The sequence below is a fragment of the Pseudoduganella sp. UC29_106 genome (genome assembly GCF_044055365.1).
Lineage (GTDB): Bacteria > Pseudomonadota > Gammaproteobacteria > Burkholderiales > Burkholderiaceae_D > Rugamonas.
Genome location: NZ_CP171977.1, coordinates 5,045,435 through 5,058,751, shown reverse-complemented (window position 1 = coordinate 5,058,751; position 13,317 = coordinate 5,045,435). Strand labels below are relative to the sequence as shown.

15 protein-coding genes and 2 pseudogenes are annotated in these 13,317 nt (G+C 58.8%); 8 read left to right on the top strand and 9 right to left on the bottom strand.

The genetic code is table 11. The features are described from left to right. Positions 1 to 125 precede the first annotated feature (125 nt). A complete protein-coding gene (locus tag ACHMW6_RS25330; protein ID WP_395400961.1) occupies positions 126 to 356 on the top strand; it encodes a hypothetical protein in 231 nt (76 codons plus the stop codon). 362 nt (positions 357 to 718) lie between these two features. Here ACHMW6_RS25330 and ACHMW6_RS25325 read toward each other — a convergent pair whose 3' ends face one another. Genes ACHMW6_RS25325 through ACHMW6_RS25315 form a run of 3 tightly spaced genes read right to left on the bottom strand, consistent with a single transcriptional unit; the run spans position 719 to position 2,861 of the window. Next, positions 719 to 1,051: a hypothetical protein gene (locus ACHMW6_RS25325; RefSeq protein ID WP_395400959.1), complete on the bottom strand. Its 333-nt coding sequence runs from the start codon at positions 1,049 to 1,051 to the stop codon at positions 719 to 721. Beyond that, complete coding sequence (locus ACHMW6_RS25320) at positions 1,029 to 2,495, bottom strand: heavy metal translocating P-type ATPase (RefSeq protein WP_395400957.1); 1,467 nt, start codon at positions 2,493 to 2,495, stop codon at positions 1,029 to 1,031. The genes ACHMW6_RS25325 and ACHMW6_RS25320 overlap by 23 nt, the downstream gene beginning before the upstream one ends. A 3-nt stretch (positions 2,496 to 2,498) precedes the next feature. Next, a complete protein-coding gene (locus tag ACHMW6_RS25315; protein ID WP_395400955.1) occupies positions 2,499 to 2,861 on the bottom strand; it encodes a hypothetical protein in 363 nt (120 codons plus the stop codon). A 187-nt stretch (positions 2,862 to 3,048) separates the two neighbouring features. Here ACHMW6_RS25315 and cadR point away from each other — a divergent pair, with 187 nt between their 5' ends. Beyond that, positions 3,049 to 3,462 (top strand): Cd(II)/Pb(II)-responsive transcriptional regulator, encoded by a 414-nt coding sequence (cadR, locus tag ACHMW6_RS25310; protein WP_395400953.1) that lies wholly within the window; start codon positions 3,049 to 3,051, stop codon positions 3,460 to 3,462. A 115-nt stretch (positions 3,463 to 3,577) separates the two neighbouring features. Here the strand turns inward: cadR and ACHMW6_RS25305 are convergent, their stop codons facing one another. The 3 genes from ACHMW6_RS25305 to ACHMW6_RS25295 all read right to left on the bottom strand — a co-directional run bounded on the left by ACHMW6_RS25305 (position 3,578) and on the right by ACHMW6_RS25295 (position 4,695). Next, positions 3,578 to 4,018 carry a copper-binding protein gene (locus ACHMW6_RS25305; RefSeq protein ID WP_395400951.1) on the bottom strand — a complete coding sequence of 147 codons (441 nt, stop codon included), beginning with the start codon at positions 4,016 to 4,018 and terminating at the stop codon, positions 3,578 to 3,580. A gap of 58 nt (positions 4,019 to 4,076) precedes the next feature. Then, the gene (locus tag ACHMW6_RS25300) at positions 4,077 to 4,289 is read right to left on the bottom strand and encodes a hypothetical protein (protein ID WP_395400949.1); all 213 of its coding nucleotides are present in this window, start codon (positions 4,287 to 4,289) and stop codon (positions 4,077 to 4,079) included. Between the two features lie 175 nt (positions 4,290 to 4,464). Then, positions 4,465 to 4,695, bottom strand: a complete 231-nt coding sequence (locus ACHMW6_RS25295; protein ID WP_395400947.1) for a hypothetical protein — start codon at positions 4,693 to 4,695, stop codon at positions 4,465 to 4,467. Between the two features lie 465 nt (positions 4,696 to 5,160). Between ACHMW6_RS25295 and ACHMW6_RS25290 the strand changes: the two are divergent. Together ACHMW6_RS25290 and ACHMW6_RS25285 are read left to right on the top strand one after the other, a co-directional pair. Next, positions 5,161 to 5,831: pseudogene (locus ACHMW6_RS25290) on the top strand (heavy metal response regulator transcription factor). Further along, on the top strand, positions 5,828 to 7,249 hold the full coding sequence (locus ACHMW6_RS25285; protein ID WP_395400945.1) for a heavy metal sensor histidine kinase: 1,422 nt from the start codon (positions 5,828 to 5,830) through the stop codon (positions 7,247 to 7,249). The pseudogene ACHMW6_RS25290 and the gene ACHMW6_RS25285 overlap by 4 nt, the downstream one beginning before the upstream one ends. Here ACHMW6_RS25285 and ACHMW6_RS25280 read toward each other — a convergent pair. Then, positions 7,246 to 8,532, bottom strand: a complete 1,287-nt coding sequence (locus ACHMW6_RS25280) for a type II restriction endonuclease (protein ID WP_395400943.1) — start codon at positions 8,530 to 8,532, stop codon at positions 7,246 to 7,248. The genes ACHMW6_RS25285 and ACHMW6_RS25280 overlap by 4 nt on opposite strands. 202 nt (positions 8,533 to 8,734) lie before the next feature. Here ACHMW6_RS25280 and ACHMW6_RS25275 point away from each other — a divergent pair, with 202 nt between their 5' ends. Then, positions 8,735 to 9,079 carry a CzcE family metal-binding protein gene (locus ACHMW6_RS25275; RefSeq protein WP_395400941.1) on the top strand — a complete coding sequence of 115 codons (345 nt, stop codon included), beginning with the start codon at positions 8,735 to 8,737 and terminating at the stop codon, positions 9,077 to 9,079. A 33-nt stretch (positions 9,080 to 9,112) separates the two neighbouring features. Here the strand turns inward: ACHMW6_RS25275 and ACHMW6_RS25270 are convergent, their stop codons facing one another. Further along, on the bottom strand, positions 9,113 to 9,541 hold the full coding sequence (locus ACHMW6_RS25270) for a YybH family protein (RefSeq protein WP_395400939.1): 429 nt from the start codon (positions 9,539 to 9,541) through the stop codon (positions 9,113 to 9,115). 150 nt (positions 9,542 to 9,691) lie between these two features. After that, the gene (locus tag ACHMW6_RS25265) at positions 9,692 to 9,925 is read right to left on the bottom strand and encodes a hypothetical protein (RefSeq protein ID WP_395400937.1); all 234 of its coding nucleotides are present in this window, start codon (positions 9,923 to 9,925) and stop codon (positions 9,692 to 9,694) included. A 267-nt stretch (positions 9,926 to 10,192) separates the two neighbouring features. Between ACHMW6_RS25265 and ACHMW6_RS25260 the strand changes: the two genes are divergently transcribed. The 3 genes and pseudogenes from ACHMW6_RS25260 (at position 10,193) to ACHMW6_RS25250 (ending at position 13,300) form a co-directional block, all read left to right on the top strand. Next, positions 10,193 to 10,537, top strand: a complete 345-nt coding sequence (locus ACHMW6_RS25260; protein ID WP_395400935.1) for a hypothetical protein — start codon at positions 10,193 to 10,195, stop codon at positions 10,535 to 10,537. A gap of 2 nt (positions 10,538 to 10,539) precedes the next feature. Continuing rightward, positions 10,540 to 11,912, top strand: a pseudogene (locus tag ACHMW6_RS25255) (TolC family protein). Continuing rightward, the gene (locus ACHMW6_RS25250) at positions 11,909 to 13,300 is read left to right on the top strand and encodes a multicopper oxidase family protein (RefSeq protein WP_395400933.1); all 1,392 of its coding nucleotides are present in this window, start codon (positions 11,909 to 11,911) and stop codon (positions 13,298 to 13,300) included. Before ACHMW6_RS25255 ends, ACHMW6_RS25250 begins: the two are co-directional and overlap by 4 nt. The last annotated feature ends 17 nt before the right edge of the window (positions 13,301 to 13,317 follow it).

Sequence of the window (13,317 nt, the reverse complement as noted above, 5' to 3'; positions counted from 1 at the left end):
TACACAAGATTGCATGAAAGGCGTTCTTCGAAACAGATGAGATACATCAACGCGGTCTAATACAGCTCACCGATGCAAATTGCTTCGACTTATTTTTTCGCTGTATCTATATAGAGGACCTGAACATGAAACGCTTACTTCCAACCCTTATTAGTGTAATCGCGATGGGCGCGACTTTACCGGCCTTTGCCGGTCCGGATTGGCAGATCATCGAACACGGACGCAAGGTAAAACTCGAACGTATGCAACAAGCTGCGGCCGCGTCCGCAGCCGCAAAGACGCCTGCACCGCCTGTCAGCAAGACACCGGACGCGACGCCGTCGGTAGTCCCGACGCAAGACGCGACAGGAAATTGAACGCGTGCGTGGCCCTGATAAATGGAGCACGGCAAGCCGTGAACCTTGCCATCGTGGCGCCAACCACCTTGTCACTTGATATCGCGAAAATCCGCGCCAGCGCCGTGGGCGCTGGTGGCCATGCCACGCCGCAGGCTGTGACTGGACAATTCCGGCAGACAATCTAGCTCAGCGAGCGTCGCGCATGCATCGGGATCGGGTTGACGCTACCCACGCCCAGGGAGATCGCGGCCAGCTCACCGCACTTGCTGATTAACAGATGCACCGGACCGGCCGCGATGCCGCTAACGTCCAGTCAGGCGCGCAGCGCCGTCGCAGCCCCCGGAACGCTGAGCACCGCAGGCGCCGCCACAGCGGTTGCGTTATTTAATATTGCGCAGTATGCGTAGTGCATTAAACACGACCAGCAAGCTAGCGCCCATGTCCGCGAACACCGCCATCCATAATGTCGCCTGACCTGTTAGGGCGAGCACCAGGAAGACGGCCTTGATCGACAGTGCCAGAATAATGTTTTGCAAGAGCACCGTGCGCGTACGCGCGCTCAGGTGCAGGAAGGCGGCGAGCTTACGCAGGTCGTCGTCCATCAACGCCACGTCGGCAGTTTCGAGCGCGGTATCGGAACCCGCCGCCCCCATGGCGAAGCCGATATCCGCGCTGGCCCGTGCAGGGGCGTCATTGATGCCATCGCCCACCATGCCCACGTAGCCGTATCGCGCGCAGTTCATGGATGGCGGAGAGCTTGTCCTCCGGGAGCAAACTGCCGCGTACGTCGGCAATGCCGGCTTGCTTGCCGATCGCGGCGGCGGCGTGCGCGTTATCACCGCTCAGCATCGCGACATGCACACCCATGTCACGCATTGAGGCAATCGCGGCAGCACTGGTCTTGCGCAGGGTGTCCGCCACTGCCAGAATGAGGAGCGGCGCCGTGGCCGAGTTCAACACCACGACACTTTTACCGCTGCGCTCGTACTCCTCAAGCGCGGCCGTGAGCGCACCGTCGCACATGCCTTGTTCCTGCATCATGCGGTGATTACCGAAGCAATAGGACTGGCCTTCGATTACACCTTTGACCCCGCGTCCGGGTAGCGCTATAAAGTCGGTGACATCGAGCAAGGCGCCGCCTGGAACGGTGCGGGTCCAGTATTCGACCACTGCGGCCGATACCGGATGATCGGAGCGCATGGCAAAGCTCGCGGCCAGGCGCAATGGCGTAGCCTCGTCGCCGGAATCCAACACCCGCACATCAGTTACTGACGGCAGGCCCAAGGTGATGGTGCCGGCTTTATCCAGCGCGACGACCTTGAGCTTGCGGCCTTGTTCGAGGTAGGCGCCGCCCTTGATCAGTATGCCGTGGCGGGCCGCAGCCGCCAGCGCGCTGACAACGGTCACTGGCGTGGAGATGACAAGGGCGCACGGGCAGGCAATCACCAGCAGAACAAGCGCCTTGTACAGCCATGGCCGGAAGGGAACGCCCAGCACGAATGGCACGACGAGTGCCACCAAAACCGCCAGCGCCACTACCGCCGGAATATAGTACCGGGCAAATTCATCGACGAAACGCTGCGTCGGTGCGCGATCGCCCTGGGCCTGCTCGACGCTGCGAACGATACGGGCCAGCGTCGAGTCACCTTGGGCGGCGCTGACGCGATACTCGATTTCACCATGCTCATTGACTGTCCCCGCAAACACGGCATCATCAGGCTGCTTCGCTACCGGCATGCTTTCGCCCGTTATGGGAGCCTGGTTGACCGTCGTCTGGCCGCGAGTGACCACGCCATCGAGCGCGATACGTTGCCCCGGTTGGACGCGCACCAGCGCCCCGATACTGACTTGGGACGCAGGTTTCTCGATCCACGTCCCGTCCATTTCCTGGACTGTGGCGGTGTCGGGCGTCATCGCCATCAACTGCTTGATCGCATTGCGCGCGCGGTCAAGCGACAATGCCTCAATCATCTCGGCCACCGCGAACAGAAAGATGACCACGGCCGCCTCGGGCCATTGTCCGATGGCGGCGGCACCGATGACGGCCAGTGACATCAGGAAATTCATGTTGAGGGAAAAGTGGCGCAGCGCGATCCATCCCTTGCGCAGGGTATCGATTCCGCCCGAGGCGATGGCGAGCAACGCCAGCGCGATCACCGGCTAGGAACCGTCGGCGCCGCTGGACCATGCCAGCACCTCGGAACCAATCGCGGCAACGCCAGAGACGCCCATCAGGACCCATTTCAAAATTGGGATCCGGAAACCTTCGACCGCATTGTTGGATTGAAGCGCTGCAGCGCTAACGTCCAGCGAGTCCGCCTTTAGCACCGGGTCAAGGCCCAGTCCCGTCAACCCTTTGAGCAGCGCCTGCGTCGATCCCAACCGGTGCCGAACAGTCAATTCGCGCTGCATGAGGTTGAAATGCATGCTCTCGACGCCGGCAGTCGTCTTGAACCTATCGCGAATGAGCTTTTCCTCCGTGGGGCAATCCATTTTCTGAATCAGGAAAATGGCTTCCTCCACTCCCGCCGGCGCCGCGCATTCCTCCACTGCCGCCAAAACCGTGTCACACCCGTTTTTGTCATCGCAACATTGCATATCGATCCATTCGTGTCAGCCAATCCAATTGGCGATATACTGCGATTAGAAACCCTATAGTAGCTATAAGGTCAAGCGAACTGGACGCGTTCTTCAAATCAAGGTACATCCGATGTCCCACGCCGCACTTTTCAAAATCAGCCAGCTCGCCATCGCGACCGGCGCCTCAACTGAGACCATTCGCTATTACGAGCAGGAAGGTCTCTTGCCACAGCCCGCACGCTCTGCGAGCAATTATCGACTCTACGGCGACGAGCACATCAAGCGCCGGCAATTCATCCGGCATTGCAGATCTCTCGACATGTCACTGGACGAGATCCGGCTTCTGCTGTCATTGCGCGATGTGCCGGAGGCCAGTTGCGACGGGGTCAATACCTTGCTCGACAAGCATATTGATCACGTCGCGACCCGTATCCAGGAACTGCAAAGCCTGCGATCGCAGCTCGAACAGTTGCGATCGCAATGCGGAGAAACGCGGTCGGCACGCCAATGTGGCATCCTTCTCGAACTGGACAGATCAGACTAGAAGGATCGGGCCGGCCGTCGTGCGTTACGCTGCGTGCGACTGCAACATCGCAGATGAGCGCGATTGTGCAATTGCATATTCGCGCTCATCGTCGTGTCACCTTACTTCACGGTGACTACGACGTAGTCCGATCCCTCCTTTTTTTGAGTTCAACCCGGACTTGTTTGCCCACCGCTAGTTTATCTAGCAGCATCTTGTCCTTGACCGCGAAGGCCATCGTCATCGCCGGCCAGTTCAGGCTTTTGATTGCTTCATGGGCCAGTGTCACCTTGCCCGCTGCAGGATCGATAGCCTTGACGACCGCCGTGGCCTGATGCGTCATCATCTTGGCGTCCTTGGCGTGGCCTTCGCCATCCTTGCGCGTCATCATGTCCTTGCACTTCTGCGTGGCCATGTCTTTCATGTCCATGCCTTTCATGTCGGCACATTTCTGCGACGCCGGATCCATCATCATCATGCCCTGGGTGTCCATACCCTTCATGGCATCGGTCTGCGCGAAGGCAAGGCCGGAGATGAACACCGCTAGGATCAGTGAGAAGGTGGTAACAGGTTTCATGGTATTTCCTTTCAATTGTGAGAGAACTGAATCGCAGCTAAATCGTAGTTCAGGCGGATTATTTATTTGGGTCCTGTGATAACTTTTCGGCGCCGACTTTCGCTTGCTGTTCAGCATGCAGCAGGCGCTGCTGGTTTAGCCAGGGCGTCGTTTGGGCGCGGGGACCATGATCCAGTGGCAGCGCGGCGCGTTGCGGCACGTCTGTGCTGGCGCAGGCTGTCAACACCATGGCGATGCCCATGGTGGTCAGTGTGGTGAAGAACTTGTTCATGATGAATTCCTTAGAAATTGAGCATTGCTTGACGTCGCTGTTTGACGCCGTATGCAAGAATGGATTGATGTACTTAGCCGGCTGCCGACAGCAAATGCCATGGGCAGGAGGCGATCTTCATTTCTTCGCTGGCGACCGGGTTCCTTGGCGCTAGCGGGCATAGAGGATTTGTTTATCAGATGTACATGGCGATAACGGCAATCCATATCCCACCGGATTGCGCGGATGCGCTGCCGATGCGGATGCTGGCGATCCACCAGTGGCGTGCGGCCATCGGCTGTTTCATCTGGATACCACACTGTTCGGCCGTTTTGAGCGTGTGGAGAACGACGAACTGTTTCGTGCAGGGGAGCCGCTGGATGGCCGTATTTTCAATGTGAGAAAGCTGAGTATCGGCTTCTTCCATGATTTCTACTCGGCCGGAAATATTAAGTTCAGCGCCGGTGCCCTTGCCAGCCGCTACTGGAAACCGGCCGTGCTGGACGGCATTTATGGATCGAGTCCCTCCTCGTACATGGTATTTTTGCGCGCCAAGCTGGCCATGAAGTGATACATGGCAGGTACCGATCCTGATGAGACAAGCCGACTGGCGATGCCGTCCGCGGCACGAACGGAGCGGCATCGGGCGCGGCAAGCGGCTGTGCAGCGTTGCTCTTGCAGTCCGCCCGGAGCGCCCTGGCTTTCCCAGCAGTCCCCACATCTGAGTATGTGATGCTCATCCGGCCTGGTGGATAATGCGCTATGCGCCGGTTTCTGACAATTTTGTAATGTGACTGCCATGTCGACGTCATTCTGGCAGGGTACACTGGACCGGGAGCGCCGGTACGTGATGGTTGCGCTAATGACAGCAATGTAATGGGGAAGCAAAAGAATGCGGCTCTTAGTGGTCGAAGACGAGCAAAAGGCTGGCGAGTATATCCAGAAAGGGCTCACCGAATCGGGATTCATCGTCGATTGGGCCAAGACTGGCCCGGATGGTTTGCATGCTGCGACGTCCGTGCATTATGACTTGATCGTGCTCGATGTCATGCTGCCGGGCCTGGACGGTTGGCAAATCGTCAGTGAAATGCGCAAAACGGTGGAAACGCCGGTGTTGTTTTTAACCGCGCGCGATGCACTGGATGACCGGATCAAAGGACTCGAACTGGGCGCCGACGATTACCTCGTCAAGCCGTTCGCATTCGCCGAATTACTCATTCGGATCCGGACCTTGCTGCGGCGCGGCCCGCTCAAGGAAGCCGAGCTCATTCAGATTGCCGACCTTGAAATTGATGTGCCGAAGCGACGCGTTACGCGCGCCGGACATCGCATAGATTTAACCGCGAAGGAGTTCGCCCTTCTCCATCTGCTGTCGCGGCGCGTCGGCCAAGTCTTGTCCCGGCCGCTCATCGCATCCCAAGTCTGGGATATGAATTTCGACAGCGATACGAATGTCGTCGATGTAGCGGTGCGCAGGCTGCGCGCCAAAATTGATGAACCGTACCCGCTAAAGCCATCCACACAATCCGCAGCATGGGCTATGTTCTGGAAGATCGCGGATGAGATGGCCCAACCGCTCACTGACGTTGCAACTGGGCGCCTTGTTCGCCTGTGTCGCCGTGACGGTGTTTTCGGCGGTCGGATTTTACCTGTACCAAGCGCTGGCCTTGCAACTCCTGGAGCGCGACGATGCCGAGCTGGTCGATCGGCTGGCCCAGGTACGGCATTTGCTGGAGGAAACACCAAATCTGACTTTGATTCACAGCGATCCTCACCGGTTTTTGGATGCCGTGGACCGGCGGCACGGTTTGCTGTTGGTTGTGCGGGGCAGCGACGGCCGTGTATTGATGCAGAATTCCGATGATCCAGTATTAATTCGCCCTGAAGGAAGGTTGCCTGCTGGCGCGATCATTTCCGAGGCCATGGTACAAACCGCTCAATTGGCCAATGGCGTACCGATACGGGTTATTAGCGCAATGGGGCAGGTGGGGGACACCGGTGCCTCCGTGCGCATCATGATTGCGCGCACTGCCGCTGACCGCGCGGTGGTCTTGGCGGCATACCGGCTGAAGGTACTGTCGGCAGCTATCGTCGGGGCGGCGCTGACCGCTTTATTGGGCTTTTGGCTCGTCCGGCAAGGCTTGCGAAGAGTCAAGGCGCTGGCGCAGCAGGCCAGGGAAGTGACGGCGCATAATTTGACGGCGCGGCTGGATGGGGCCTTGGCGCCGGAGGAGCTGCGGACGTTGGCGACATCCTTCAATGAGGTATTCGACCGGTTGGAGTACAGCTTCAATAATCTGTCCCAGTTCGCCGATGATCTGGCGCATGACCTGCGTACCCCGCTTAACAATCTGATGATACAGACGGAGGTGATGCTTTCCCAGCCGAGGGAACCGGAGGAGTACCAGAATCTGCTGGCATCCAATTATGAGGAAGTCGGGCGGTTGGCGAGAATGGTCGAGAGCATGCTGTTCCTGGCCAGGGCCGACCACGACCAGATTGCATTGGCAACCGAGCGGCTTGACGCGCGAACTGAACTGGAGCGAATCGCCGAGTATTTCGAAGGGCCAGCCTCAGACGCCGGCGTGTCGTTCGATATCACGGCGTCCGGTTACGTGCTGGCTGACGTACATTTGCTGCGGCGCGCGGTGAGCAATTTGGTGGCGAACGCCGTGCGCTATACGCCGCGCAAGGGCGTCATCTCCATGGAGGCCATTCAGAGCACCGATGGCACCACCATCTCGGTGAGCAATCCAGGGGCTGGTATTTACGAGGAGCATTTGCCACGCCTATTTGACCGGTTTTACCGCTCCGACAAATCACGCTCGTCCACATCATCATCGGCAGGGCTCGGGCTTGCCATCGTCAAATCGATCATGTTGCTGCACGGAGGCAGTGCCAGCGTGACCAGTACGCGTCATGGAGCAACGCGCTTCTCGCTCCGGTTTCCGACCAGCAGCGGCGCCGACAAACAGACTTAGGTCAATGATTTGGCGATGGCAAGGATGGCCTTCTCGCCGTTGCCGAATCGCGCAATCGCCTCGCGGTGCTTGGACAACTCGCCGTACCCAATGTAGCGCACGTCAAGCTCTTTGACTCGCGAAAATGCTGGGCGAGCAAACTGTGCCCGTACATCCGCTTCGCGTGCATCTGGCGCGACGAGAAAGTAGGTGGAGCCATCGTGTTCGGGGACGCCAAGCGCCAGATCGAGCATCCGGACGATGCCGGAGTAGATACTGGTGCTGTGTTCGACCTCGAAGGCCATGGCGATTTTCCCTGACGTGGGGTGCAGCCAGAGCACGTCGATGAGCGCGATGGTGTCGCAGGCACTGATAGCGCGTATCGCCTGCGGTAACTCAGTCACGCAGCCATCGCCGAGACGGCCATTCCCATAGGGACGGCCCTTGTCATTGTTGGCAATCCACACCGGAAAGCCCAGGGAGACGCCCAAGTCACGCAGCCAGCCTTGAATCTGTGTGTGATTCTGGTCGTTCTCCGATGCGGCCAGGCGTGCCTTATGTGCCGCAGCACTTTCTTCGTGCACACGCGCGAGATCGGCTTCCCAGTCAACCGAGACGGCGTTGGCGGCACCGATCGAGTAGCGACCTGAACCGATATCGAAGAGAAAGCCAGCTACCGCACCAAGGTCGTTCGACAGCCACTTCCTATGTGTCGCGTTGAACGCCAGCATGCGCTCGCGCATGGCCAGGTATTCATTCCAGCGGCCCAGCTTGACATTGGCGCCAAAGAAAGCGTTAAACCCTTTGACGATGGCCGTATTGTTCGGAGGGGTGATTGTCGGATGCAGGAAGTACAGCAAATTCGCGCAAGCCGGCCCCAAGCCCTTGATCTGCTGCGCATCGAGCGCGCGCACCGCTTCCACTACTTCGGCCTCGGTTCCGCAGCAAAGGCAGGTATCCAGGAATTTTGCGAACGCCAGCTGGTTACTGCGATCCTCATAAATATCGGGAATACGCAGCTTGGGCTTCCACAAGAACGCATGGTCGGCGCCTTTAAAGATTTGGCGCTGCTCCGCGATGGAGTGCACGACCGTTTCCAACGAGGACCCGCGATAAGCACTGCCGAACGTGTCGTCCCGAATCTCTTTGACCACTGCGTGCAGTCCGCGGCGGATCGATCGGAAGTTCTTCAGCCGCTCTTCCCACAAAAACCAGCTACGGTAGGTGGCGGCCGGATCGGTTTTCCATTGTTCGATGAGCAGCTGCTGTTCGTGCGATGTAGGCGCTGTGGGTTCGAGATTCAATGGGTCTCCGCTTCGGTGACTGGTAAGGGGCGTTGGCGAGGCATTTTATCCTAGTTGTTCGCCGATATGCACTGAGGCATTGTCGGCAAGGCTGTAATATAAATGTAATGTTCGGGTCATTCTGGGGTGCGGGTTGGCTTCGTAGAATAGCTACATCAGTTTTACAAATGCAAGCAACCCAAATTCAGAAAAGGATCGAATCATGCAAAATCTGATGAAAAAAGTCGTCGCCATTCTCGCTGTAGCTGCGCTGAGCCCGTTGGCTGCAATGGCCCACGAGGGCGAGATTCACATTAATCCGGCGTTCGGCTCCGCTGCTCGAACGCCCGAGGCCACCCGTACGGTCGTAATTACTCCATGGACCAAATACGTGAACGTCGATCAGGGCGACGTGGTGACCTTCCAGATCGATGGCAACGCCTTTACCTGGCAATTCGACACGCTGCGCCCGGATACCAGTTTTAACCTGTCGGCGATTGTCCCGGCCGGATTCAATGCCCGTGGGGTGCGCGTCTACGTAGCACCCAACCCGACCTACCGCAACTGACAATGGTCGGGAGCGGCAGGACGCGCTTGACCATTACTTCGCTTTACGCGACGACCAATGGATATGCACAATCACCCATTTGTCGCCTTGTTTTTCGAGGAGTGCGGTCTCTGTTCCGAACGAATGCACGTCCTTGCCCTTGAATTTTCCGGTCGTTTCAGTCTCTTGCATGACAACGGCAAGGTTGCCGTCGCTACGTTCATAATGTTTGAGGACCGTGTTTTGGGTGGCCTTGGCAAATTCGATGTCTGCTTTCAGATGATGGCCAGTATATTCGTCGCGCGAACGCTCAACATAGCCTGATTCGTAGATTTGAATTTGCGGACTCAGAAAAGCGGAAACCACATCGGATTTTCCAGCGGCAAGCGCCTGATGAAATTCCGCCAGGGTTTCCGTTGGTGTGGCGGCCAGAAGGGGAAAGCTAAATGCCGACAGCAAGGCGAACGAAATGATTTTGCGCATAAGGTCTCCGAAAATCTTGTTGAAATTTACAGCAGCGCAATTTAATCAGTGACTGCGCAAGTTGGCAAGCCTGAGGTAAAAATGCTGTAGCATCACCGGATGGCCTTGACCTTCCCCTTATGGGAAGGTGTATGGTAGGTGAGCTTGCTATTATTCGAAGGACTGCTGTACCATTTCTGCCCGTATATGCGCATATTTTTCCGTTACCTGCTCTGGATTTTGATCGCAGCACTCCCTTTGCAGGGAAGTGCGGTGGCCGCCATGTCCTGCAGTGCAGGTTTGGGACAAAGTGCCCCGCCAGTCCATCATGCGGTTGACGGCATGGCGGGCGGGGCGCACGCGACCGGGCCTGCGGCGCACTGTGCCGAAGGTGATGCGCAGCATGCTGCGAACTCGCACAGCAAGTGCAGCCAGTGTGCGAGCTGCTGCATCGGCGCGGCCGTCCTTCCCGCCTCTTCGATGGGATTGTTGCCGGTACAGCTAGCCACCTTTGCTACTGCGGCGGCGGAACCGGCGATGACTGTCTTCGTCCCCGCCATGCTCGAGCGACCGCCTCGCCAGCATCCCTAAGTCTTCACAGCATTCACATTCTGATTTGCGCTTCACCTGAGCTTGACCACCAGGTGCTCGCCGTTCTTAGAGGAAGAAATCATGAAACGCATCCATTCGCTGCTACTTGCAGTGGTTGGCGCGCCGCTGCTTGTCTATGCACAGCCACTGCGCGTGCAGGGCGCTGCCACGGACCCCGACGCTGCGGTACCGCCGCTGAAGTACCAATCGGCTTTTTTCGACTACCAACCCGCTGTCGAGCCGGACGGCGCGCCGGATAAACAATGGGTACCTGCCAATCAGGCAGCTGCCGGCGGGGCCGACCATAGTGCACATGGCAATGCGTCGTTGGAGATGAACCCGCCCCCGGCCAACGCCCCGGCGGCGGCACCAGCCGCGGGCTCCGCGCCCCACAAGGAGCACCAAATGAAAGAAAAGGGCCATTGAATATGTTACGACTCAATACGCCGCTCATGAGTCGCTCGATGGCAGGGCTCTCAGCCGTGCTACTTGCCGGCTGTGCCAGCCTGTCCGCCGACGGAGGACTCAATGACGTGTCGTCCCTGACCCAAGAACGAGTAGGTCAGGCAACCCACTTCACCAAGACGGGCGTCGCTGCGCAAAACCAAGTGCCGGAACTTCTTGGCAAGCCTTTGACCGTGGAATCGGCGGTGCAGATAGCGCTGATGAACAACGCGGCTTTGCGCGCCAGCTTTGCAGAACTGGGCGTAGCGGAGGCCGACTTTGTTCAGGCTGGTCGGCTACGCAACCCGGGATTTAGTTTCAGTCGGGTCAGTGGGGGCGGGACGCGGAAATCGACCGTAGCATCATGTTCGATGTCGCAGGTTTGGTGACATTGCCGGCCCGCAAGCGCATCGAAGGCCGGCGGTTTGAACAGGCGAAGCTGCAGACGGCCGCCCAAGCCGTGCAACTGGCGGCCGAGACATGCCGCGTGTACTTCACCGCGGTCGCTGCGGCGCAGTCGGCCGCGTTCGCGGAACAAGTGCGCGGTGCGGCCGAGGCATCAGCTCAATTGGCGGACCAGATGGCGAAGGTGGGCAACTGGAGCAAGCTTGACCAGGCGCGGGAGCGCGCGTTTTATCAAGACGCCGTGACCTTGCAAGCCAGGACGCGGCACGAGGCGACGGCAACCCGCGAGCAGCTGACCAGGTTGCTGGGGTTGTGGGGAGAGCAGCAGAATTTCTCGCTGCCTGACCGGCTTCCCGATCTGCCCGCCGCGCCACGCGAAGTCGCCAATGCGGAAAGCCTGGCAATGATGCAGAGGTTGGATGTCCTCGCTGCGCGCAAGGACGTGGAGGCTACAGCCGACGCGTTGGGCCTGACCAAGGCGACGGCATTCATCAATGTGCTTGACGCCGGCTATGCCAACAAGAGCACGTCGGGTCTGCCGCGCGAAAACGGGTATCAGGTTTCGCTCGAACTGCCCATCTTCGACTGGGGCGGCGCCAGAGTGGCGCGCGCTGAAGCGCTCTACATGCAGGCGCTGCATCGCACCACGGATACGGCGGTGCGGGCGCGCTCGGAGGTACGCGAAGCCTACTCGGCTTATCGCACGGCCTACGATATCGCCCGTCACTATCGGGACGACGTGGTACCACTGCGCAAGAAGATCTCCGACGAGGTGCTGTTGCGCTACAACGGCATGCTGGCCAGTGTATTTGAGCTACTGGCCGATTCGCGCGAACAGTTGCAAAGCGTCAGCGCAGCGATCGACACGCAGCGCGACTTCTGGATCGCTGAGACCAAACTGCAGACCGCCATCCATGGCGGCAGCAATACCGACACAAGGACGACGCCATGATTTCACGCAGAGATTTTTTTAAGGGCGCCGGGGCGGTAGCCGTCAGCGCCGCGGCGGTGACGAAGGCTGGGGCAGCAACGTTGCCAGAGGCCGTGCTGATGAATCATGCCAACACCCAGGTACCGCCTCCACCGCCCAACGGCCGCCCCTACAATCCCGTGGTCACGCTCAACGGGTGGTCGCTGCCGTGGAGAATGAATAACGGTGTCAAGGAGTTTCACCTGGTCGCTGAGCCAGTTGTGCGGGAACTCGCGCCCGGCATGAAGGCGAATCTGTGGGGGTACAACGGCCAGTCCCCGGGACCGACCATCGAAGTGGTGGAGGGCGACCGTGTCCGCATCTTCGTCACCAACAAGCTGCCTGAACACACCAGTATTCATTGGCATGGGCAACGGCTGCCCAATGGCATGGATGGCGTAACGGGACTGACGCAGCCAGGCATTGCGCCAGGAAAAACCTTTGTCTACGACTTCATCGCCAAGCGCCCCGGCACCTTCATGTACCACCCGCACGCTGACGAGATGGTACAGATGGCAATGGGCATGATGGGCTTTTGGGTGACGCATCCCAAGGATCCGGCGCTGCATGCCGTCGACCGGGATTTCGTATTCCTGCTCAACGCCTATGACGTCGAGCCGGGGAGCTTCACCCCCAAAACCAACACGATGCTCGATTTTAACTTGTGGACCTTTAACAGCAGGGTCTTCCCGGGGATTGCTTCGATGCCGGTGCGGCAGGGTGACAAGGTACGCATTCGTGTTGGCAACCTCACGATGACCAATCACCCGATCCACTTGCATGGGCATGAGTTTGAGGTCACCGGGACCGACGGCGGATGGACCCCACCCGCCTCCCGCTGGCCCGAGGTCACCACCGACGTCGCCGTTGGCCAGATGCGCGCGATTGAATTTGTGGCGACGGACCCGGGTGACTGGGCCTTCCACTGCCATAAGTCGCACCACACGATGAATGCCATGGGACATGAGGTGCCGACGATGATTGGCGTGGACCACCGCGGCGTCGCCGAGAAGATCAATAAGATCGTGCCTGACTACATGGTCATGGGTGATAAGGGCGGTTCGATGGGCGGTATGGAAATGCCGCTGCCGGACAACACTTTGCCGATGATGACAGGGGAGGGACCCTTCGGTGGTGTGGAAATGGGCGGGATGTTTACCGTGTTAAAGGTCCGCAAGGACCAAAAGCGCGGGGACTATGCTGACCCAGGTTGGTACAAGCATCCGGTTGGCACCGTTGCTTATGAATGGACGGGCGACTTGCCGGAGCCAACACGCAGCAGCACTGCGGGCGGTCAGTCGATGCCCGCTAAAAACAAATCGGACGTGGAACTGAACGTACGCAAGCCCACCGGCCACGGTGAGCATTAATCAACTGAAATGAAAGG